This is a genomic window from Pigmentiphaga sp. GD03639 (assembly GCF_029845405.1).
GTDB lineage: Bacteria > Pseudomonadota > Gammaproteobacteria > Burkholderiales > Burkholderiaceae_B > Pigmentiphaga > Pigmentiphaga daeguensis.
On sequence record NZ_JAOCLR010000009.1, the window covers coordinates 77,641 to 99,333 of the forward strand.

The 21,693-nt window shown below is 69.2% G+C and carries 20 protein-coding genes; 7 read left to right on the forward strand and 13 right to left on the reverse strand.

The features are described 5' to 3' along the window. The first annotated feature begins 12 nt into the window (after positions 1-12). The 3 genes from N5K27_RS12130 (at position 13) to N5K27_RS12140 (ending at position 1,827) form a co-directional block, all read left to right on the forward strand. On the forward strand, positions 13-1,041 hold the full coding sequence (locus N5K27_RS12130; protein ID WP_279816679.1) for an esterase: 1,029 nt from the start codon (positions 13-15) through the stop codon (positions 1,039-1,041). 154 nt (positions 1,042-1,195) lie between these two features. Next, the gene (vapB, locus tag N5K27_RS12135) at positions 1,196-1,438 is read left to right on the forward strand and encodes a type II toxin-antitoxin system VapB family antitoxin (RefSeq protein WP_087837110.1); all 243 of its coding nucleotides are present in this window, start codon (positions 1,196-1,198) and stop codon (positions 1,436-1,438) included. After that, the gene (locus N5K27_RS12140; RefSeq protein ID WP_087837109.1) at positions 1,435-1,827 is read left to right on the forward strand and encodes a type II toxin-antitoxin system VapC family toxin; all 393 of its coding nucleotides are present in this window, start codon (positions 1,435-1,437) and stop codon (positions 1,825-1,827) included. Before vapB ends, N5K27_RS12140 begins: the two co-directional genes overlap by 4 nt. Before the next feature lie 9 nt (positions 1,828-1,836). Here the strand turns inward: N5K27_RS12140 and moaC are convergent, their stop codons facing one another. Continuing rightward, a complete protein-coding gene (gene moaC, locus N5K27_RS12145; protein ID WP_279816683.1) occupies positions 1,837-2,325 on the reverse strand; it encodes a cyclic pyranopterin monophosphate synthase MoaC in 489 nt (162 codons plus the stop codon). Beyond that, entirely contained in the window at positions 2,322-3,179 is an 858-nt protein-coding gene (locus N5K27_RS12150; protein WP_087837107.1) for a sulfurtransferase, read from the reverse strand. Before N5K27_RS12150 ends, moaC begins: the two co-directional genes overlap by 4 nt. A 116-nt stretch (positions 3,180-3,295) precedes the next feature. On the opposite strand from N5K27_RS12150, the gene N5K27_RS12155 reads away from it, so the two are divergent. Next, positions 3,296-4,795, forward strand: coding sequence for a M48 family metalloprotease (locus N5K27_RS12155; protein ID WP_087837106.1), 1,500 nt, complete (start codon positions 3,296-3,298; stop codon positions 4,793-4,795). On the opposite strand, the gene N5K27_RS12160 is transcribed toward N5K27_RS12155, so the two are convergent. The 7 genes from N5K27_RS12160 to N5K27_RS12190 form a co-directional block, all read right to left on the reverse strand. After that, positions 4,776-5,408 carry a DUF2946 family protein gene (locus tag N5K27_RS12160; RefSeq protein ID WP_087837105.1) on the reverse strand — a complete coding sequence of 211 codons (633 nt, stop codon included), beginning with the start codon at positions 5,406-5,408 and terminating at the stop codon, positions 4,776-4,778. The two genes, N5K27_RS12155 and N5K27_RS12160, sit on opposite strands and share 20 nt — an antisense overlap. Next, positions 5,401-7,083, reverse strand: a complete 1,683-nt coding sequence (locus tag N5K27_RS12165) for a thiamine pyrophosphate-binding protein (protein ID WP_279816690.1) — start codon at positions 7,081-7,083, stop codon at positions 5,401-5,403. The genes N5K27_RS12160 and N5K27_RS12165 overlap by 8 nt, the downstream gene beginning before the upstream one ends. 85 nt (positions 7,084-7,168) lie before the next feature. Next, complete coding sequence (locus N5K27_RS12170; protein WP_087837103.1) at positions 7,169-8,215, reverse strand: alpha/beta fold hydrolase; 1,047 nt, start codon at positions 8,213-8,215, stop codon at positions 7,169-7,171. A gap of 18 nt (positions 8,216-8,233) precedes the next feature. Beyond that, a complete protein-coding gene (locus N5K27_RS12175; RefSeq protein WP_087837283.1) occupies positions 8,234-8,656 on the reverse strand; it encodes a nuclear transport factor 2 family protein in 423 nt (140 codons plus the stop codon). 27 nt (positions 8,657-8,683) lie between these two features. Beyond that, positions 8,684-9,538 (reverse strand): formyltetrahydrofolate deformylase, encoded by an 855-nt coding sequence (purU, locus tag N5K27_RS12180; protein WP_087837102.1) that lies wholly within the window; start codon positions 9,536-9,538, stop codon positions 8,684-8,686. Between the two features lie 91 nt (positions 9,539-9,629). Continuing rightward, positions 9,630-9,827 carry a zinc-finger domain-containing protein gene (locus tag N5K27_RS12185; protein ID WP_087837101.1) on the reverse strand — a complete coding sequence of 66 codons (198 nt, stop codon included), beginning with the start codon at positions 9,825-9,827 and terminating at the stop codon, positions 9,630-9,632. 15 nt (positions 9,828-9,842) lie between these two features. Further along, positions 9,843-10,763: a branched-chain amino acid transaminase gene (locus N5K27_RS12190; RefSeq protein WP_087837282.1), complete on the reverse strand. Its 921-nt coding sequence runs from the start codon at positions 10,761-10,763 to the stop codon at positions 9,843-9,845. A 203-nt stretch (positions 10,764-10,966) separates the two neighbouring features. Between N5K27_RS12190 and N5K27_RS12195 the strand changes: the two genes are divergently transcribed. Beyond that, positions 10,967-11,722 (forward strand): AzlC family ABC transporter permease, encoded by a 756-nt coding sequence (locus N5K27_RS12195; protein WP_243724405.1) that lies wholly within the window; start codon positions 10,967-10,969, stop codon positions 11,720-11,722. Then, the gene (locus N5K27_RS12200) at positions 11,719-12,069 is read left to right on the forward strand and encodes an AzlD domain-containing protein (RefSeq protein ID WP_087837100.1); all 351 of its coding nucleotides are present in this window, start codon (positions 11,719-11,721) and stop codon (positions 12,067-12,069) included. The genes N5K27_RS12195 and N5K27_RS12200 overlap by 4 nt, the downstream gene beginning before the upstream one ends. A gap of 15 nt (positions 12,070-12,084) precedes the next feature. On the opposite strand, the gene N5K27_RS12205 is transcribed toward N5K27_RS12200, so the two are convergent. The 4 genes from N5K27_RS12205 to glnE form a co-directional block, all read right to left on the reverse strand. Then, entirely contained in the window at positions 12,085-13,068 is a 984-nt protein-coding gene (locus tag N5K27_RS12205) for a tripartite tricarboxylate transporter substrate binding protein (protein ID WP_087837099.1), read from the reverse strand. 59 nt (positions 13,069-13,127) lie between these two features. Next, the gene (locus N5K27_RS12210) at positions 13,128-13,871 is read right to left on the reverse strand and encodes a helix-turn-helix domain-containing protein (protein WP_087837098.1); all 744 of its coding nucleotides are present in this window, start codon (positions 13,869-13,871) and stop codon (positions 13,128-13,130) included. Continuing rightward, on the reverse strand, positions 13,868-14,434 hold the full coding sequence (locus tag N5K27_RS12215; protein WP_279816696.1) for a VOC family protein: 567 nt from the start codon (positions 14,432-14,434) through the stop codon (positions 13,868-13,870). The genes N5K27_RS12210 and N5K27_RS12215 overlap by 4 nt, the downstream gene beginning before the upstream one ends. 213 nt (positions 14,435-14,647) lie before the next feature. Continuing rightward, on the reverse strand, positions 14,648-17,425 hold the full coding sequence (glnE, locus tag N5K27_RS12220; protein WP_279816698.1) for a bifunctional [glutamate--ammonia ligase]-adenylyl-L-tyrosine phosphorylase/[glutamate--ammonia-ligase] adenylyltransferase: 2,778 nt from the start codon (positions 17,423-17,425) through the stop codon (positions 14,648-14,650). Positions 17,426-17,589: 164 nt separating this feature from the next. Here glnE and N5K27_RS12225 point away from each other — a divergent pair, with 164 nt between their 5' ends. Beyond that, entirely contained in the window at positions 17,590-21,657 is a 4,068-nt protein-coding gene (locus N5K27_RS12225) for a YhdP family protein (protein ID WP_279816701.1), read from the forward strand. The last annotated feature ends 36 nt before the right edge of the window (positions 21,658-21,693 follow it).

Genomic DNA, 21,693 nt, shown 5'->3' on the forward strand with positions numbered 1-21,693 from the left:
GGGAATGTCGCGATGATCAAGCACGTAATACCCAGGTTTTTCCTATGTGGTCTGGTTGCAGTTGCTGCGGGTTGCGCCCAGCCGGGCATCCAGGTTGCCGACATGGGGGCGTTCTACGTATCGGGTAGGCAAGTCACCCTGAGCGGTTTGCCGAAGACCGACATCAGCACATCGCCCGGTATGGCGCCATTCCCCTATGATCCGAACGGCGAGTTTGAAACCGGTCAGATGTACGTCAACTACGTCAAGCTGGCTCAGCCTCGGGCCAAGTATCCCTTGATGATGTGGCACGGTGGGGGATTGACGGGAAACACTTGGCAAAGCACTCCCGACGGCCGTGCAGGTTGGGACCAGTTCTTCATGCGGGCTGGCTACGATGTCTATGTTTCCGATGCCGTCGAGCGTGGGCGTTCCGGGTGGTCCCGGTATCCGGAAATCTATACCTCGCCACCCGTCTACCGCGCGAAGAAAGAGAGCTGGGAGCTTTTCCGTATCGGACCGTCCTATGTGAACAGCCGGGAGAAGACGGCGTATCCGGACACGCAATTTCCTGTCGAGTCATTCGATAATTTCGCCAAATCGTCCGTTCCGCGCTGGCTTACCAACGATGCTGCCACACAGCAGGCCTATGATGCCTACGTACAGAAAGTCTGCCCTTGCGTGGTGATGGCGCACAGCCAGGGAAGCTCGTTCGCCGTCACGGCTGCGCTTCATGCTCCCGACAAGATCAAAGCCATCGTACTGGTCGAGGCCTCGTCGAGTCCCGACCCTGAAAAGGTGGCTTTGGCTTCGGTCAAGGGCATACCTGTCCTGTTCCTGTGGGGGGATTACATCAAGGATTCTCCCTTGTGGCCCCGTTTCCAGGCTGTCAGCCGTCGCTACTACGATGCACTGGCCAAGATCAACAAAGATGCGGACTGGGTCGAATTGCCTGCTCTGGGTATCAAGGGCAACGGCCACATGATGATGATGGATAAGAACTCCGATCAAGTCGCAGGCATCGTGCAGCAGTGGTTGAAAGCCAAAGGGATGAGCGATTGATCCGTGGCGCCGACTTCTTTGGGTCGGTCATCGCCATTTTGGAACTGGAGTTTGGCGTTCTGTAACAGGTCCAAGGGTCTCCTCAGAGGGCATTTGCTCCCGCAGTAGCTTGAATGGTATATTTTTTTGGTATATATCATTCTGGGAGATCTCCATGGATACTGCCAAGATCTTCTGGTCCGGCCGTTCGCAAGCGGTGCGGCTACCCAAGGAATACCGTTTCGACACTGAGGAGGTCCGCATTCGGCGTCAGGGGAATGCCGTCATCCTGGAACCGGTCGCACAGAACTGGGCCTGGCTCGATGCCGTCATAGGGCCGGTCGATGAAGATTTCGAACGGGCCGCCACAGAAGCGGCACGGGAGCAGGAGCGTCCCGAGCTGGACTACTTCAAGTGAAATACTTGCTTGACAGCAACGCCGTCATTGCGCTTCTGAAGGGCCATCCCGGATTCCTGGAGCGACTCCGGCGCCACAAACCCGCGGATTTCGCGCTCTCCGCTATCGTGGCCCACGAACTTTTTTATGGCGCGTACAAAGGACTGCGGACTACGCAGAACCTGGCGCGACTCGACGCCCTGCAATTCGAAGTTCTCGCCTTCGATCAGGAAGATGCGCGGCAGGCTGGCGAGCTGCGCGCGACGCTGAACGCTGCCGGAACGCCGATCGGCCCGTACGACGTGCTCATCGCCGGTCAGGCGCTGGCGCGTGGTCTGACGCTCATCACGCACAATGTACGCGAGTTCCCGCGCATACCCGCGTTGCGGGTCGAAGATTGGGAAGCATAGGCGGCCGGCTCAACCCTCTGCGCGCCACGTCCCCGACTTCCCGCCTTTCTTCTCCATCAGCCGCACGTCGGTCATGACCATGCCCCGGTCCGCCGCCTTGCACATGTCGTAGATCGTCAGCAGCGCGACGTTGACGGCGGTCAGCGCCTCCATCTCCACGCCGGTGCCGCCCACGGTCTCGGCGCGCACGGTGCAGTGCACGGCGCTCGCTTCCTCGTCCAGCAAGAAATCGCAGGCCACGTGCGTCAAGGGGATGGGATGGCACAGGGGGATCAGGTCCGAGGTCTTCTTGGCGGCCATGATGGCAGCGATGCGCGCGATGCCCAGCACGTCGCCCTTCTTGGCGTTGCCGTCGCGGACCAGGGCCAGCGTGGCCGGCTGCATGCGTATCGTGCCGGCCGCCACGGCCACGCGCGCGGTGGCCGGCTTGGCGCCGACGTCCACCATATGGGCCTGCCCGGCCGCGTCGAAATGGGTCAGGGGGGATTGCGCCATCATGCGTCTCCGGTGGCGATGGGCGAGCCGGGGCGGCTGCTCCATTCGCTCCACGAGCCGGGGTACAGCACCGCCCCGGTCAGGCCCGCCACTTCCATGGCAAGCAGGTTGTGGCAGGCGGTGACGCCGGAGCCGCACTGGCTGATGACCCGGTCGGCGGGCGTGCCGCCCAGCACGGCCTCGAACTCGGCCTGCAACTGCGCGGCGGGTTTGAAGCGTCCGTCGGGCTGGAGGTTGTCGCGCAGGAAGCGGTTGGCGGCGCCGGGGATGTGGCCGCCCACGGCATCCAGGGTCTCGTTCTGGCCGCGGAAGCGGTCGGGGGCGCGCGCATCGACGACCAGGCGCGCCCGCGTGTCCAGGTTGGCCCGCACGTCCTCGTAGGTCGCGGTCGCGACCAGCGGTGGCCGCAGCGTGAACGCGCCCGGGGCGGGCGCGGCGGGCTGGCCGGCCTCCAGCGGGTAGCCGGCCTCGCGCCAGGCCGCCAGCCCGCCGTCCAGCACCGCGACGGCCTCGTGGCCCGCCCAGCGCAGCAGCCACCAGAGGCGGGCGGCCATGGCGCCGCCGGCGGTGTCGTAGCACACCACCTGGGTGGCGTCGGAGACGCCCAGGCGGGCCATCAAGTCGGCGAAGTCCTCGCGCCGCGGCAAGGGGTGGCGGCCATTGCCGCCGGTCTTGGCGCCGCTCAGGTCGCGGTCCAGGTGGACGTAGCGGGCACCGGGGACATGCGCGGCCGCGTGGGCGCGCTCGCCCGCGCCGGTGTCCGCCAGGTCGAAGCTGCAATCGCACACGACGACCGGCGAGGGGGATTGCAGCAGCGCGTGCAGCGCCTGCGCGGAAATCAGGGTGCTGAGGCTCATGGCATGTCCTGTAGGCGTTGCCGTGCGGCCGGCCCGATACCGGCCGCCATAGGTAAATTTTTCACGTTTCGACAGGGGAGCGGGAACCCGTCGCCCAAGCTGGCTATCATACCGGTATGCCGAATTCCGAACGTTCCCCGTCGCTGCGCCGCAAGGCCGTCGCGCTGCTGCTGCCGGCCCTGTTGGCGGCGGCCGCGCCGGCGCTGGCGCCCGCCCAGCCGGTCGGGCTGCCCGACCTGGGGGACTCGGCGGCGCAGGAGCTCTCGCCGCGGCTGGAGCAGCGCCTGGGCGACGCCATCATGATGGAGTCACTGCGCGACCCGGCCTATATCGACGATCCGGACCTGCTCCAGTACCTGACCGGCATGGCGCGCCAGCTGTCGGCCCAGGCGCCCGCAGGCACGCCCAACATCAACGTGTTCGCGGTGCGCGATCCCAGCATCAACGCCTTCGCGATGCCGGGCGGCTACATAGGCGTGCACACCGGGCTGGTGGTGGCCGCGCAGTCTGAGTCCGAGCTGGCCGGCGTGCTGGCGCACGAAATCGGCCACGTGGTGCAGCGGCACATCGCCCGGGGTCTGGTGCAGCAGAAGCAGGACACGCTGATCATGGTGGCGGCCCTGCTGGCGGCGCTGGTGGCCGCGCGCGGCAACTCGCAGGCGCCCGAGGCGGCGATGGCCTTCGGCCAGGCCGCGGCGATCAACTCGCAACTGGGCTTCTCGCGCGAGGCCGAGCGCGAAGCCGACCGCACCGGCTTCCAGATGCTGGAGGCGGCCGGCTACAACGTCAACGGCATGGCCTCGTTCTTTGGCCGGCTGATGCAGGCGTCGGGGTTGAATGAAAGGACCGGCCAGGCCTTCACCCGCACCCACCCCCTGTCCATCGAGCGCATGTCCGACATGCAGAACCGGGCGCGCGGCGTGGTGATCCATGACCGCCCGAGTTCCTCGGATTTCTATTTCGTGCGCGCCAAGATGCGCATGCTGCAGGCAAACAGCGGCCAGGACACCATCGAGGCCATCCGCTATTTCCAGAACCGCAGCACCGAGGCCCAGGGCATCGAGCGTGCCGCGGCCTACTATGGCATGGCGCTGGGCTATGTGCGCCAGCGCGAATACGGCAAGGCCAACGACGCCTACCTGGCCGCCACGTCGGGCGCGCGCACCCATTTCATGCTCGAGCACCTGGCCATCGACCTGGCGCTGGCGCGCAACGACACGCAACAGGCCATGAGCCTGGCGCGTAGCGCCGTCGCGCGCTGGCCCGAGCAGCGCGGCCTGGCCATGGCAATGGCCGAGTCCCTGCAACGCGCCGGCCGCAACCAGGAGGCGGTCGATTTCCTGAAAGAGCAGATGCTCAAGTGGAGCGACGAGCCCCGCTTCTACCAGATGGCCGCGGTCAGCTATTCGCGGCTGGGCAGCACCGTGAACGAGCGCCGCAGCATGGCCGACTATTACGCGATGACCGGCGCCCTGCCGGCCGCGGTCGAGCAGTTGCAGCAGGCGCGCGCGGCTTCCAGGGATTTCTACGAGCAGTCGCAGATCGACGCGAAGGTGCGCGAATACCAGCGCCGGTTGAAGGAAGAGCGCGACCTGCTCAAGCGCTTCCAGAGCTGACGGGCTCGGGCCTGTCGACGAAGCCGAAGGCCTGGCCGGCCGGGCCGCGCAACGGGGCCAGCGGCGCGGCGGCGGCGCCAACCGGCGGATAGACCACGGACAGGGTCGCGGCCCCGGCCGGCGCCTGGCCGGTGTCGGCCAGCCAGCCCGGCGGGGCATCGAGCAGCGGCTGCCCCGATGCCAGCTTCATGCGTTCCAGCACGTCGGGCAGATGGCGATCCTCGACCATGGCGGGACCGTGTTCGGTCGCGGCGTAGAGCCTGCCCATGGCGTCCAGCGCCCAGCGATCCACGCGGGACACGGCATGGCCGGTATGGGTGGCCAGCGAACCGGCCGCATCCGCCTGGCGCAGGATCAGCGGCGCCGCGTCCAGCCTCACGAACACGCGTTGCGGACCGTTCTGGAAGAACCAGCGGCCCTGCTCGTCGTGCCCGTAGTTGCGTCCGATGAAGGCCAGGATCCCGGTGTTGGAAATGGAGACGCCCGGCCCTCCCGCCAGGGCGTCGCCGGCGGGATGCAGGCGCCAGCGGCCCCGGGCATCCAGCGACAACCAGCCATACGCGTCCGGCACGTCGGGCCAGCGCGCCATGGCGGCCAGGACATCGCTATCCATGCCCCGCCAGCCACGACTGCGGCGTGATTTGCCGGGGATCCGTGCGCAGTTCCAGCAGCGCCGGGCGGCCGGCCGCGCAGGCGCGCTCGAATGCGGCGGGGAAGGCTTCGGCGCTTTCCACCCGTTCGGCGTGGGCGCCGAACGACAGTGCCATCGCGACGAAATCGGGGTTGCGCAGGTCGGTGGCGCTGACCCGGCCCGGGAAGCGCTTTTCCTGGTGCATGCGAATGGTGCCGTACATGCCGTTGTTGACGACGATGACGACGACGGCGGAGCCGAATTGCAGCGCGGTGGCCAGTTCCTGGGGATACATCAGGAAGCAGCCGTCGCCGGACACGCAGACCACGGTGCGGTCGGGATGGCGCAGCTTGGCGGCTATCGCCGCGGGCAGGCCGTAGCCCATGGCGCCGCAGGTGGGGGCGAGTTCCGTGCGCGGCCGGCGGTAGCGGTAGAACCGGTGCAGCCACACCGCATAGTTGCCGGCGCCGTTGGCGACGATGGCGTCGTCGGGCAGGGCGCGGTCCAGATGGGCGACGACCCGGCCCAGGTCGACGCCGCGGGCCTCGGCATGCGGCGCGGGCACGACCTGGTAGCGCGCGTGCAGTTCGCCGGCGCGGCGGGTCCAGTCGTCCCAGGCGCGCGAGGCCGGGGCTTCCAGGCCGCGCAGCAGCGCGGCGGCCTTTGCCGGGGCGGACTGGATGGCCAGGTCGGGCTGGTAGACGCGGCCCAGTTCGGCCGCGTCGGCGTGCAGGTGGATCAGTTTCTGGGCCGGGCGGGGGGGCGTCAGCAGCGTGTAGCCGCCGGTGGCGATCTCGCCCAGCCGCGTGCCCACGGCCAGGACGAGGTCGGCGTCGCGCACCAGCTCGGCCAGTTCGGGGTTCATGCCCAGGCTGAGGTGGCCCGCGTACTGGGGCCGCCGGTTGTCGAAGATGTCCTGGCGGCGGAAGGCGCAGGCCACGGGCAGGTTCCATGCCTGGATGAAGGCCGAGAAGTCCGAGGCTGCGGGCTCGCTCCAGTTCGATCCGCCCAGGATGACCAGCGGACGGCGGGCCTGGGCCAGCATCTCGCGCAGGCGCGGGGCCGCGTCGGGATCGGGGCCGCCGGCGACTGCCGGGGCGACCGCGGCCGGCGCGGACGGGCAGGCGGCGCTCAATACGTCTTCGGGCAGGGCCAGCACCACCGGTCCGGGGCGGCCCGAGGTGGCGCAGGCGAAGGCCCGCGCCACGAGTTCGGGTATGCGCGCGGCGTCGTCGATGCTGACGACCCACTTGGCGATGCCGCCGAACATGGACTGGTAGTCGATTTCCTGGAAGGCTTCGCGGCCCAGCTCGCGGGTGGGCACCTGGCCGACGAACAGGATGAGCGGCGTCGAGTCCTGCTGCGCGATGTGCACGCCTATGCTGGCGTGGGTGGCGCCGGGGCCGCGCGTGACGAAGCAGATGCCCGGCCGCCCGGTCAGCTTGCCGTCGGCTTCGGCCATGTTGGCGGCGGCGCCTTCGTGCTTGGCGACGACGACGTCGATGTCGGCGTGGGCGTGCAGGGCATCCAGCACGTCCAGGTAGCTTTCGCCCGGGACGCAGAAGACGCGGTCGACGCCGTTGGCGGTCAGCGCGTCGACCAGGAGGCGGCCGCCGGTGGTGGCCGAGGCGTTGGATACCGTGGAAGTCGAGGCCATGGAAGCATCCGTGTGGTTTTCTCCATTGTCGAAGAAAACGCCGGGGATGTCAGCGGGGGCTTGCCCGATGCGGGGCCGGGCAGGGCTAGCGGCCGTTCCGGAAGAAGTCCGCCAGCCTGCGCGGCAGCCAGTTCAGGTTGCTCGGGAAGCTGCCCGTGGGGAAACCCGCGTGGCCGCCCTGTGCCGGCTGGTGCAGGACCACGTGGCTGGAGGCCTGCTCGGGAGTCGGCAGGTAGCGGCCGGGAAGGAACGGGTCATTGCGCGCGTTCAGCACCAGCGTCGGGATGGCGATGTCCATCAGCAGGGGCTTGCTGGAGGCGCGCGTCCAGTAGTCGTCGACGTCGCGGAAGCCGTGCGTGGGCGCGGTGTAGGCGTCGTCGAACTCGTACAGGTCGCGCGCGTTGGCCACGCGCAGCACGTCGATGGTGCCGGGGAAGCGCTGCGCCTTCTGCAGCGTCTTGGACTTCAGCGTGCGCAGGAACATGTGGGTGTAGATCCGGCGGTTGATCAGTCCGGTGCCCAGCGTGCGCCCGCCGGCCATGAGGTCGACCGGGGCCGAGACGCCCGCGGCGGCGGCGAGCCAGCCGGCGGTGGCGCCGGCCTCGCCCAGGTATTTCAGCAGCGCGTTGCCGCCCAGCGAGATGCCGGCGGCGTGCCAGTGCATCCGTGGCAGGCGCTGCCGCACCGCGTCCAGCATGAAGCCGACGTCGGCCGAGTCGCCCGAGTGGTAGGCGCGGGGCAGGCGGTTCGGCTCGCCCGAGCAGCCGCGGAAATGCGGGACGACGACGGTCCAGCCGCGCGCCCGGAAATACTGCGAGATGGCCTGCGCGTAGTGGCTGGCGCTGCTGCCTTCCAGACCATGGAACAGCACGAGCCCGTTGCGCGACGCGGCGGTGGTGCCGGCCGTCTCGGCCAGCCGCGCGAACAGCTCGGGGCCGACGACCGTATCGGGGCCGAGGCCCGGGGCGGTCCAGTCGAAGTCGATGAAATCGCCGTCGGGCGTGTCCACCCGTTCGCGCTGGAACGAGGCGTGATGGTGCGACGAGAGCTGCGACGCGAAGATGGTCTGGCTATGTCCTTCGGGCAACCATGCGGGAGTGGGGCAGGGTGTCGTGTCCAGGTAGGCGGGCATGCGAGATGGGCGGGCAACTCAATGCAATAGGTCGGGAACGTCCTGGAGCTCGGTCGGGCCGAGGTCGGCAGGGGCTTGCGACGAGTGGTGCAAGACCAGCCGCCAGCCTGTGGGACCCTTGTGGAAGACATTGGTTGCATAGCAGTTGACGAGCTGCTTGCCCTGGGAGGTGTCGACCATGAGTTGTTCGACCACGGTGTGGACCGAACTCATCATGCTTTGCACGGCGTGGACGCGCGTGGGCCGTATCGGCACCGGCGAACTGCCCAGGATCTCGCGCCACGATTCCATCACGGCGTCGTGCCCGATCAGCCGCGGCCCGCCCGGATGGATGCAGACGATGTCTTCGTCGTCGGCCCAGACGGCCATCAACTGCGCGAGATCGCCTTGTTCCAGCGCGTCGTAGAACGCCTGCTCGGCTTCTTCGGAGGTGGCGAACAGCGGAGCGCCGCGGGATTTGAGCACCATTTACGCGAACACGATCGTCTTGTGGCCGTTCAACAGGATGCGATGCTCGACGTGCCAGCGCACGGCGCGCGCCAGCACCAGGCATTCGACGTCGCGCCCGACCTGGGTCAGGGTTTCCGGCGACATGCTGTGGTCCACGCGGGCGATGTCCTGCTCGATGATGGGGCCTTCGTCCAGATCGGGCGTGACGTAGTGGGCGGTGGCGCCGATCAGCTTCACGCCGCGGTCGTGCGCCTGGTAGTACGGGCGCGCGCCCTTGAAGCTGGGCAGGAAGCTGTGGTGGATGTTGATGGCGCGGCCGGCCAGCGCCCGGCACATCTCGGGCGACAGGATCTGCATGTAGCGGGCCAGCACGACCAGGTCGACGTTCTCGCGCTCGGCGATCTGCAGTACCTGGCGCTCTTGCTGTTCCTTGCCGCCCTGCGCCACCGGCAGGTGGTAGAAGGGCACGCCGTACGACGCGGACAGCAGCGCGAAGTCGGGGTGGTTGGAGACCACGGCCGGAATGTCGATGGGCAGTTGCCCGCTCTTGGCGCGGAACAGCAGGTCGTTCAGGCAGTGGCCGTGCTTGCTGACCATCAGCAGCACGCGCGCGCGCCGGTGCGGGTCGCGGATCTGCCACTGCATGGAGAAGCGCTCGCCCACGGCGGCGAATTCCTTGCGCACGGTGTCGGCGTCCAGGCCGTCCGGCACCGAGAAGTGCACGCGCAGGAAGAACAGCTTGGTGTCCTCGTCCCCGAACTGCTGCGAGTCCAGGATGTTGCAGCCGCGCTCGAACAGGAATCCCGACACGTGGTACACGATGCCGGTCGTATCGGGGCAGGCGAGCGTCAGGATGTAATCGTTGTGCTGCACGGGGAGGTCCTGTGAATAAAAAGCAAACCCCGGCGGGCCGGGGCAGCGTCAGCCATGTCCCCCCCAGGGGCGCGCGAGCGCCCGGGGGGATTTAGTGATGATGTACCTTGGCGCCGTCCTTCAGACGGTATTCGGCGCCACAGTATGGGCACTTCGCTTCGCCGGTCGTCCCGATGTCCAGGAATACCTTGGGGTGCATGTTCCACAGCGGAGTATGCGGCCCCGGGCACGAAAGCGGAAGCGCATCGGCATCGACTTCGATGATGGCGTTGGCGGCTTCGGTGGTCATGGCCGTTCCTCCCGATCAGACGTGCGTGAGCCAGTGGCCGTACTTGGCGTTGCGGCCCGCGACCAGGTCGAAGAAGGCCTGCTGCAGGCGCGCCGTGATCGGACCGCACTGGCCGGCGCCGATCTTGCGGCGGTCCAGCTCGCGGATGGGCGTGACTTCCGCCGCCGTGCCGGTGAAGAAGGCTTCGTCGGCGATGTAGATGTCGTCGCGGGTCAGGCGCTTGGTGACGACCTTGATGCCCAGGTCGGCGGCCAGGCTGTGGATGGTCGAGCGCGTGATGCCGGTCAGGGCCGAGGCGATCTCGGGCTCGACCAGCACGCCGTCCTTGACGATGAAGACGTTCTCGCCCGAGCCCTCGGCCACGAAGCCTTCGGTGTCGAGCAGCAGGGCCTCGTCGTAGCCGTCCTCGGTGGCTTCCAGGTTCGCCAGGATGGAGTTGGCGTAGGTGGAGGCCAGCTTGGCGCGGGGCATGGTCACGTTGACGTGGTGGCGGGCATAGGACGAGGTCTTGACCCGGATGCCCTTCTGCAGGGCCTCGGCGCCCAGGTAGGCGCCCCATTCCCAGGCGGCGACCGCCACGTGGACCTTGGCGCCCTTGGGCGAGACGCCCATCTTTTCCGAACCGTAGAACGCGATGGGACGCAGGTAGCAGGATTCCAGCTTGTTGACGCGGACCACTTCCTTCTGCGCTTCCATCAGGACTTCCCGGCTGTACGGGATCTGCATCTGGTAGATGTGGGCCGAGTTGACCAGGCGGTCGGTGTGTTCCTTGAGCCGGAAGATCGAGGTTCCGATGTCGGTCTTGTACGCACGCACACCCTCGAATACCGCCAACCCGTAGTGCAGAGAGTGTGTGAGCACATGGGTGTTGGCTTCACGCCAGGGCACGAGCTTGCCGTCGTACCAGATGAAGCCGTCGCGGTCTGACATCGACATGATGGGGATCTCCGAAATGAACCAGATATTGTACCAATCTGCGACAGGATCCAGCGGCGAAGCGGGCGCGCAGGGGTCCACGCCCGCCGCTTCCCGGGAATCCAGGGAGATTCGGGTAATCACTTACAATAGCTGCGAGCCATAACTTTACTCCTTCCCGGCCGGCCTTCGCCGGGAGCCCGCCGCCGTTCCCCCCCGATCCCATGTCCGCCATGCGCCCGTCCGCCGCAGTGCCCGGTCTGTCCCCCCAGGAGCGCCGGGCGGCCGTCGTCGCGGGCCTGAAGGCGCTGGCCCCGACCACGATCGCGATCGGCGTCTGGGGCATGGTCAGCGGCGTGGCCATGGTCAAGATCGGCCTCAGCCAGACCTTGGCGCTGGCGATGACCTTCCTGGTGTACGCCGGCTCCGCGCAACTGGCCGCCCTGCCGCTGATCGTGGCGGGCGCCCCGGTCTGGCTGGTGTTCGCCGCGGGTTGCGTGGTCAACCTGAGATTCGTGATCTTCGCGGCGGCGCTGCACCCGTATTTCCGCCGCTACTCGCGCTGGCGCCGCCTGGGACTGGGCTTCCTGACGAGCGACATCGGCTTCGTGCTGTTCATGCCCCGCTACGGCGATGCCGCCGTCAAGGGCACGCCGGAGCAGACCTGGTTCTTCCTGGGATCGGCGGTGGGCAACTGGCTGACCTGGCAGGTGTGCTCGGTGGCCGGCATCCTGCTGGGCGCCGTGGTGCCGCAGTCGTGGTCGCTGGAGTTCGCCGCGGTGCTGGCGCTGATCGCGATCGTGGTGCCCATGGTCGCGAGCTGGCCTGTGGCCGCGGCGGTCGGGGCGGCATCCCTGGTGGGGTGGGCCGGCCAGCCGCTACCCTTGCGGCTGGGGCTGGTCCTGGCGGTCGTGGCGGGCGTCTGGGCCGGCGTGGCCACGGAGCGGGCGCTGGAGCGCCGCAAGGAGGCGGGGGCATGAGTCCGTCCACCCTGCCGCCGGTATCCGATTCCCTGTACGTCTGGCTGGTCATCATCGCGCTGGCGTTGTGCACCGTGCTCACGCGCGCCGGCTTCCTGCTGCTGGGCGACAACGTGCCCCTGCCCGAAGGCGTCAGGCGGGCGCTGCGCTATGCGCCCGCCGCGGCGCTGGCGGCCGTGATCGTGCCGGACCTGCTGCCATGGGCGCCGGGCGGCCTGCCGGTGTTCGACTGGCGCGCGCTGGCCGCCGTGATCGCGGTGGCGGTCATGGTGGCCACCCGCAACACGATCGCCATGATAGGCGCGGGCATGGTCACGCTGTGGCTGCTGAGGTGGCTGGCGGGCTGAGCGCCCGCGCCCCTTTCATTCGGCCTGGATGTTGCGCTGGACCACGACGGCGCGCAGCCGGCGGATGTCGTTCTCGACGCGGGCCTGGAATTCGTCGGGCGAGGAGGCCCGCGGCGAACCGCCCCAGTCGACCAGTTGCTGGTGCACGGCGGGCGTATCCAGCACCGCGCGCAATTCGCGGTTCAGGCGCGCGACCACGTCGGCGGGCGTGCCGGCGGGCGCGGCGATGCCCAGCCACGATTCGAAGACCACCGCCGGCAGCGTGTCGGCCACGCTCGGCACGCCGGGCAGCGCCTGCACGCCCTTGGGCGCGGTGGTCGCCAGCAGCCGCACGCGCTGCGACTTGAACAGCGGCGCGGTGTTGGTCATGGTGTCGATCATGACGTCCACGCGTCCGGCCAGCAGCTCGGTCATCGGGCCGGCGCCGCCCTTGAACGGCACGTGCAGCGCGCTGCCGCCGCTTTCGGCCATGATCCATTCGCCCACGAGATGCATGGCGGTACCCACGCCGACCGAGGTGTAGGTGTAGCGGTCTTTTTCGGTCTTGATGCGGCGGACGAAGTCGTCGAAGGACTTGATCGGCGAGGACGGCGCCACGGCCAGCGTCAACGGATACGTCGTGATCGTGGAGATCCAGCTGAAACCCTTGACCGGCTCGAAGGGCAGGTCCTTGCGCATGGCGGCATTGGTGCCGTGGCCGCTGGTCATCAGGACCAGCGTGTAGCCGTCGGGCTCGCTCTTGGCGACCTGGGCCGAGGCGATGTTGCCGCCGTCGCCGGCGCGGTTCTCGACGATGACGGGCTGGCCGACCCGCTCGGACAGCGCCTTGCCGACCAGCCGGGCCACGACGTCGCTGCCGCCTCCGGCCGCGAAGCCGACCAGCAGCTTGATCGGCCGGTTGGGGTAGGTGGTCTGCGCGTGCGCGGGGCCCGCCAATACCGCGGCCAGGATGCCGGCGGCGGCGAGGGCCTGGCGGCGGCCGGTGATCGTGTCATGCATGGTGGGTCTCCTCTTCGTCCCCGTTTTCGTGCGGCCCGTCGAGGCGCGCGTGTGGCCGCTCAGTCCGCCGCCTGCAGGCGGGCGGAGATCTCGCGGCTTTTCTGTTGCAGCACGGCCCCCAGGGCCGCGCCGTTGAGGAACTCCCCCCGCTGTTTCGAACAGACCAGCGAGATCGTTCCGATGACTTCATCCTCGGCCATCACGGGCACGCCGTAGCCGATGACGTCGGGATCGAGCCCGGCGTGGCTGATGGCGTATCCCGCCTTGCGTATGGCCTTCAGGCCGGCCCAGGTGGCGTTCCAGGCCTGCTCGCCGGCGTCCGGGTGGGTCTGCTCGAACAGGCTGCGTACCCGCGCCCGCGGCCAGAACGCCAGCACCGACAGCGAAGGCGCGCCGCGGAACCAGGGCAGGCTCTTGCCCCGCATGTAGGTCAATTCCAGCGGCTCGACGCCGGCTTCGTGCGCCACGTTCAGCAGGTGCTCGCCGTAGACGTTCGAAAGCAGCACGTGGCAGCCGGTTTCCTGCGCCAGGTCGCGCAGGATGGGCTGGGCGGCACGGGTGACCGGGTCGGTCTCGCGGATCAGGGCCTCGAGCTCGACCACGCGCGCGCCCACCACGTAGATGCCGCGCGGCAGCCGTATCAGCAAGCCCGCCGCGCACAATTCCTTGACGTAGCGGTAGGTGGACGAGGGGGTGAAGCCGAAGTGGCTGGCCAGGTCGTCCACCGTCCAGGCGTACCGGTCGTGCGTGTAGGCATCGAGCAGCATCAGCATGCGGCCCAGGCTGGATGCGCTTTCCGTCATGCGGGCGCCTGCTCCACGCCCATGCGCCGGGCCATGTCGGCCCGCCATTCCTGGCGGCTGCGGAAACCGGGCAGGGCGCGCGCGTGCTGCTCGGCCCAGGCCATGAGTTCGGCCGGCGGCAGCTCGATGGGCATGGGCACGCGCATGGGCTGCGACACGTACCAGGGCGTGTCGATGTACAGCTCGAGCCGGTTGCCTTCCGGGTCGCGGCAGTACAGCGACAGCGCGTTGCCGTGCGTGACGGGCGCCAGTTCTGCGACGCCCGCGCCGACCAGGCGGCGATGGTAGCGCTGCAGGGTTTCCAGCGAGTCGGCCATCAGCGACAACTGGTTGATGACGTTGAAGCGGAGATCGGCGGGCCGCCCGGACACCAGCACGATCTGGTGGTGGACGTCCGGATCGCGGCTGGTGAACACCAGTTCGATCGGGCCATGGGGGCCGTCGAGCATGCCACGGTCCGTGATCGTGAAATCCAGGACCTGCGAATAGAAATCGGCCATCCGCTGGATATCGGTGACGAAGATGCCGACGTGGCTGAAGGAAAGACCGGGTCTTTGGGGCATGATGGAAAATATAATCTGATATGTGGCGAATAATCGCCATTGAAATTCGAGTTTTTTGCATATTACGTAAAAAACTCAAAAATAAGACCTGTGTGAAACCCTAGGTAGGGTGGAGCAGCGGGCGAGCGGCCGCGTGCCGCTTCCGGCGGGAAGCGGCGGGAAGCGGCGGGAATCGGGGGAAGGGGAAGACGGGGGACGACGCCCCCGGGGATCTCAGGAACGGGGGCCCAGCACCTGTTCCCACAGTTCGATCACGGCGGCACGTTCCGCCGTCAGGGCCTCCTGCGGCACGCGAGCCTTTTCCACGTCCTGCAGGCGCAGCGCGTGCTGTTCCCGCCGCAGGGTACGGTAGGCATCGCCCACCCGCCGCGCCAGGTCGGCGGGGATCAGGCCGGCTTCGGCGGCCAGGCGCAGCAATGCGATGTTGCCGAGGTTCTGTACCAGGATCTCGTGCTCGCGGGCGTGCAGCAGGACCAGGTATTGGGTGACGAACTCGACGTCCACCATGCCGCCCGGATCGTGCTTGAGGTCGAAGTCCGGCGTGCGGTTGGGATGGCCTTCGCTGATCTTGCGGCGCATGGCGATGACTTCGTCGGCCAGTTGGCGGGCGTCGCGCGGCATCAGCAGCACCTCGCGCCGGATGCGTTCGAACTGCCTGCCCACCTCGGGATCCCCGGCGGCGAAGCGGGCGCGCGTGATGGCCTGGTGCTCCCAGGGCCAGGCGTGCTCCTTCTGGTAGCGCTCGAAGGCCTCGGTCGAGATCACCATCAGCCCGGCCTGGCCGTCGGGGCGCAGGCGCAGGTCCACTTCGTACAGGCGCCCCGAGGCGGTCATCGAGCCGAGCCATGACAGGATGCGCTGGCCGAAGCGGGCGTAGATCTCGCCGGCGTCCTCGCGCGGGTCGTCGAACAGGAACACCAGGTCGAGATCCGAGGCGTAGCCCAGCTCCTTGCCGCCGTGCTTGCCATAGGCGATGACCGCGAAATGCGCGGGCGTGCGGCCTTCGTCCCTGGACACGCTGTACCAGACGCGCTTGAGCGTTTCCTCGAGCATGATGTCGGCGACCATGGACAGGTAGTCGCCCAGCCGCTCGACCGTCAACTGGCCTTCCAGGTCCTGCGCCAGCAGGTGGAAGCCCCATTGGCGCTGCGTGTCGCGCATCAGGTTCATTTGCCGCTCGACGTCGGGCGCGCCGGTGCCGTCGATCACGCAGGCATCCAGTTCGTCGCTGAGCTTGCGGGCCATGGCGGGCAGGTCGGGCTCCACCATGAGCGTGCGCCAGTCCAGCAGCTCGTCCAGCAGCAGCGGATGCCGGGTCAGGTAGCCCGCGGCCCAGTCGCTGGCCGCGAAGATGCGGGCCACGCGCGCCAGCGTGTCGGGATACTCGGCCAGCAGCGCCATGTAGGCGCTGCGCTGGGCGATGTGCTCGATCAGCCCGAACATGCGGACCAGCGCGGCGGCGGGCGCCTTGGTGCCGGCGCAGGCGTCCACGGCGGCCGGCAGCAGGGCGGCCAGGCGCCGCCGGCTGTTGTCGGGCAGGCTGCGTATGCGAGGGCTGTCGAGCAGCGCCGAGGCGCGCGGCAGCAGGCTGTCGGCCTCGGCCGGCAGGGTCGCGCGTATGCGCGCGACCAGTTCGTCTTCGGGGTCGGCCGCGCCGCGGTCCCCCGGTGACTGATCGCCTTCGTTCTGGCCGAAGACGCCCCGGAAGGTGGTTTCGACGAATTCCCTGTGCGCGGTCAGCGTGCGCTCGAAGCCGGCGGGATCGTCGAAGCCCAGCGCGCGGGCCAGTTCGGCGCGCCGTTCGTCGTCCTGGGGCAGAAGGTGGGTCTGCTGGTCCTCGCGGTATTGCAGGGCATGCTCGACCCGCCGCAGGAAGCGGTAGGCGGCCTCCAGGCGCCCGGCATCCTCCGGCTGGACCAGGCCGGCCTCGCGCTCGGCATGCAGCGCGGCCAGCAGGCCGCGCTCCTGCAGCGTCGGCGTGCGGCCGCCGCGTATCAGTTGCGAGAGCTGGACCACGAATTCGATCTCGCGGATGCCGCCTTCGCCCAGTTTGACGTTGTCGGCCTGCGTGGCCTGGCTGCCCGTGCCGTTGTACGAGCGGCGGTTCCAGTCCTCGCGTATGCGCTCGCGCAGCGCGCGCAGCGCCGCCAGCGCATCGAAGTCGAAATACTTGCGGTAGACGAAAGGCCGCCGCAGCGCCTCCAGTTGCGCCGCCTGGCTGGCGGGGTCGCTGCCCTCGAACGCCTGGGCCTCGATGCGCCGCGCCTTCAGCCAGGCATAGCGTTCCCATTCCCGTCCCTGCGAGACCAGGTAGTTCTCGAAGGCGTCCAGGCTCCAGGCCAGCGGCCCGGCATCGCCGTCGGGCCGCAGCCGCAGGTCGGTGCGGAACACGTGGCCGTCGGCGTCGATCTCGGAGATGACCGGCATCATGCGCCGCGTCAGCCTGCCGTAGAACTCGTGATGGGAGATGGGCCTGCGCCCGTCGGTCTCGCCCTCGTCGCCGTACAGCATGACCAGGTCGATGTCGGACGAGACGTTCAGTTCTTCGCCGCCCAGCTTGCCCATGCCCACGATCAGCATTTCCTGCGGCAGGCCGGAGGCGGCCTCGCGCGGGATCCCGTGCACCTCGGCCAGTTCGGCCGCCACGCTGCGGTAGGCCTGCTCGATGGCCAGGTCCGCCAGGCGGGTCATGGCGCCCACGACCTCCTCCAGCGGCGCCAGGCCGGCCAGGTCGCGGGCCATGACGGTGCAGAACACGCGCTCGCGCAGCCTGCGCAGCACCGCGCGGCAGTCCGCCACCGGGAGGGGGCCGGCCGCGGCCACGCCCCGGGCCGTGCACAATTCGTCGAACCAGGCGGCCAGGGCCTGGACGTCGACCGGCCGGGTCATCGCGTCGGCCAGCCACCGTCCGTAGTCGGGCTGGGCGTCTATGCGTCGGCGCAGGTGGCCCGACCAGGAAAGCGCGGGGGTGAGCAGCGAAGTGTCTGTCATGGCGAAAGTTGTGGCAGTACGTTACAGAATTGTGCGCCACGAAGAAGTTTTGCGCATAAGCCAGCATAAGACATGCGGGGCGGTATAAGCTTTCATTTTCCCGATTCATCCATCCAGGCCACAGCGGCCGCTTCGACGGAACGACTGCGTTCCGCCGTTTCTTCGTGCATATCGACCTAGCCTATCTCTATCGCCTCGTGGTGCGGCCCCTGGTCTGGGTGATCCTGGCCGCCTATTTCCTGTTCGCGGTTGCCCTGGTGGTCGTGCGCTACGCCGTGCTGCCCGCTATCGACGACTACCGGCCGGGCATCGAGCGCATGGTCGGCCGCGCGATCGGGGCCTCGGTCACCATAGGCCGGATCGATGCCGAATGGCTGGGCCTGCATCCTAGCTTCGAACTGTCCTCCGTCCAGGTGTCGGATGCCTCCGGGCAGTCCGGGCTGGTCCTGCCTCGCGTGTCGGCCATCCTGTCGTGGCGCAGCCTGCTGGTGCTGGAGCCGCGCCTGCTGCGCCTGCAGCTCGACGCGCCCGAACTCGAGGCGCGCCGCGATGGGCAGGGGCGCTACTGGATCGCCGGCTGGGAAGTCGATCCCCAGGCCCGGGGCGGATCGCGCGAAGGCCTGGACTGGCTGCTGTCCCAGCGCGAGGTCGTGGTACGCGGCGCCCGCCTGCGGTGGAACGATGCCCGGCGGGAGGCGCCGCCGCTGGAGATCGGCAACGTGGCCTTCGTGATGCGCAACACCGGGCGCCACCACCGTGCCGCGCTCAGGGCCGAGCCGCCCGCCGCGCTGGGGTCCATGCTGGACGTGCGCGCGGACTTCACGCATGGCTGGTTCACGCTGGACGCCTCCGATCCGCAGCAATGGCGGGGGTCGCTGTACGCGGCGCTGGACGGCGTCGACCTGGCGGGATGGCGGCCCTGGCTGGACCTGCCGGGCGAGCCTCGGCAGGGCGCGGGCAACCTGCGGGCCTGGATGGATTACGACCGTGGACGAATCCGCTCCGGCAGCGCGCGCCTGGCCTTGCGCGACCTGAGCGTGCAGCTCGGGCCGGACCTGCCGCCGCTGGACATCGCCAGGCTGGCGGGCCGGGCCGAGCTGTCCCCGGTGGCCGGCGGCGGCTACCAGCTGGACCTGGCCGGGCTGGACGCGGCGACCGCCGATGGCCTGGCGCTGCATCCCCAGCGGCTGGCCGCCACCTGGACTCCGGGGCGTCAGGGCACGCCGCCCGCCACGCAGCTCGAGGTGGACGGATTCGATCTCGCGACCGGCCTGCATCTGGCGGACCGCCTGCCCCTGCCAGCGGCGGCGCGCGAGAAGCTGGCCGAGCTGCGGCCCGAGGGCCGGATCGACGAACTGCGGTTGGGCTGGCAGGGGGCGCCCGCGCAGCCCACCGGGGTGTCGGGGCGCGCGGCGTTCTCGGGGCTGTCGATCGCGGCGGCGCCGGAACCGGCGGTCAACGATGGCCACCATCCGCAACGGCCGGGGTTCTCCAACCTGCGGGGCAGCATCGAGGTGGACGCGCAGGGCGGACGCGTCGACGTCCACGCGCGCGACGCCGTGCTGCGTTTTCCGGGCGTGTTCGCCGAGCCCGACCTGCCCATGGATGTCTTCGATGTCCGGGCCGCGGCCCGCAAGGGGGCCGACGGCGCCTGGACGGTCGACGTCGAGCGCCTGGATTTCAGCCGCCGCGGCGTGGAGGGCAGTTTCAGCGGCAACTGGAGCAGCCAGGGCCGCGGGCCCGCCGGCACCCTGGACCTGCGGGGCACGCTGGCGCGCGCCGACGTGCGCGAGGTCCATCGCTACATCCCCATCGTGGTCGGCGCGGACGTCCGGACCTGGCTCCAGCATGCGCTGGTCTCGGGACAGGCCGAGAACGTGGCCGTGCGCCTGCGCGGCGACCTGGACACCTTTCCCTACGGCGCGGACAAGTCCGGGGAGTTCCGGGTGGCAGGCAAGGTCAGCGGCGTGACCCTGGACTACCTGCCCGAACCCCTGGCGCGAGGCGAGTTCTGGCCCCGGCTGGAAGACCTCGCGGGGGATCTCGTGTTCGACCGGGTGTCGATGGGCGTGGACGTCCGCTCAGGCCGCGTGCGGGTGGACCGCGCGACGACCGTGGCCATGGGGCGCACGCGCGCGGCCATCGCCAACCTCGAGCATGGGCCGCTGCTGGAGATCGATGGCGAGACGCGCGGGGCGGCGCCGGCGTTCCTGGCCTTCGTCAAGCGCTCGCCGGTGGGACACATGATAGGCGGCGCGCTGGACGACGCCTCCGCCAGCGGCAACTTCGTGGTGCCCCTGTCCCTGCGCATTCCGCTCGACCACCATGACGCGGATCCCGGCCATGCCGAGGTGCAGGTCAAGGGCGAGGTCCGGCTGTCGGGCAACGATTTCTCCCTGGCGCCCGCCGTGCCGCCTTTCTCGCGGCTGACCGGGACGGTGGCCTTCGACCAGCATGGCATCGCCCTGCGCAACGTGGCGGGCATGGCTCTGGACGGCCCGCTGAAGCTGTCCGGCGGCCCGCAGCCGGACGGCACGGACCTGCTGCGGGCCGAGGGCTCCGCATCGGCCGCGGCGCTGGGCTTCTGGTGGAAGGCCCCCGGCATGGCGCGGCTGTCCGGCCGCACGGCCTACAAGGCCTCGGTGCGGATCCCGCCCGGCAAGACGCCCACCGTGCTGGTGGAGTCCGACCTGGTGGGGTTGGCGGCCGACCTGCCCGCGCCGCTGGGCAAGACCGCGCAAGAGGCGCGCCCGTCGCGGCTGGAATGGAGCGGAAACGCCGCCACGGCGGACAAGCCCCGGATGGACTGGTTCGCCGGCAGCCTGGGGCCCGCCGTCAACCTGCACGTCGAACGCGACTACGCGTCCGCCGGCACCGTGGCCGCCGTGCGGGGGGCCATCGGCATCAACCGCGCGGCCACGATCGGGGGTCCGGGGCTGAGCGTGAGCGCTTCCCTGCCCGAGGTCGACGTGGACGCACTGCGCAAGGTGGCCGCGGAGTTCGAGCCGCCCAGGGATCCGGCGGCGGGGGCCGGCCAGGGCGGGGGCGCGGACATTCCCCTGAACCGCATCAGCCTGTCGACCCCGGTGTTGCGCGTGCATGGCCGCCAGCTCGACAAGGTCACGCTGTACGCCGTGCGGCAGGAGACAGGCGGCAACGCCAACTGGCGTGCCGACGTCGAGTCGGCCCAGCTGGCCGGCCGCCTGTCATGGGCCGAAACCCGCGGCGGCGAAGGGCCCAACCGCCTGAGCGCGCGGCTGTCGCGGCTGGTGGTCGACAGCGAGACCGAGGACGCGGATCGCGGCGGCGCGCTGGACGAGCCCGCCGCCGACGACCAGGACGTGCCGGAAATCGATCTCGTGGCCGAGCACTTCGAACTGTTCGGCAAGGCGCTGGGACGGCTGGAGGTGCTGGCCCAGAGTTCCGACCGGGGCCGCGAATGGCGGCTGCGCCGGTTGAACGTGAAAAACCCGGACGCCGAGCTGGACGGTTCGGGCGTCTGGAAGCTGGAAACCGGCGCCCGCCCCGGAGGCCGGCGCGCGATGTCGCTCGACGCGGTGCTCAAGCTGGCCGACACCGGCAAGTTCCTCGAGCGCATGGGCGTGCACGGCGCCATGGCGGGCGGGACGGGGAGCATGTCGGCGCAGGTATCGTGGCGGGGCCTGCCTTACACGCTGGACCTGGCGAGCCTGTCCGGCAAGGTCGAGCTGTCGCTGGACAAGGGGCAGTTCCTCAAGGCCGAGCCGGGCATCGCCAAGCTGCTGGGCGTGCTGTCGCTGCAATCGCTGCCGCGCCGGGTGACGCTGGATTTCCGCGATATCTTCAGCGAAGGCTTCGCCTACGACACGATACGGGCGCACGCGGCCATCGCCAACGGCGTGGCCCATACCGACGATTTCAAGATGAACGGCGTGAACGCCACCGTCGTCATCGCCGGCGATGCCGACCTGGCGCACGAGACCCAGCGCCTGCAGGTGGTGGTGGTGCCCAAGCTAGATGCCGGCGCCGCCTCGCTGCTGTACGGGCTGGCGGTCAACCCCGCGGTGGGGCTGAGCGTGTTCCTGGCCCAGTTGCTGCTGAAGGATCCGCTGTCCAAGGTCCTGGCCTACCAGTACGAGGTCACCGGCACCTGGACCGACCCCCAGGTGGCCAAGGTCGGCAGCACCAAGGTCGATGCGGCGGGCAAGGAAACGGCACCGCCCGTGGCCGAGCCGGCGGCACCACCGCCGTGATTCTGCGCGACAATAGCCGCATGCCCGTGCAACACA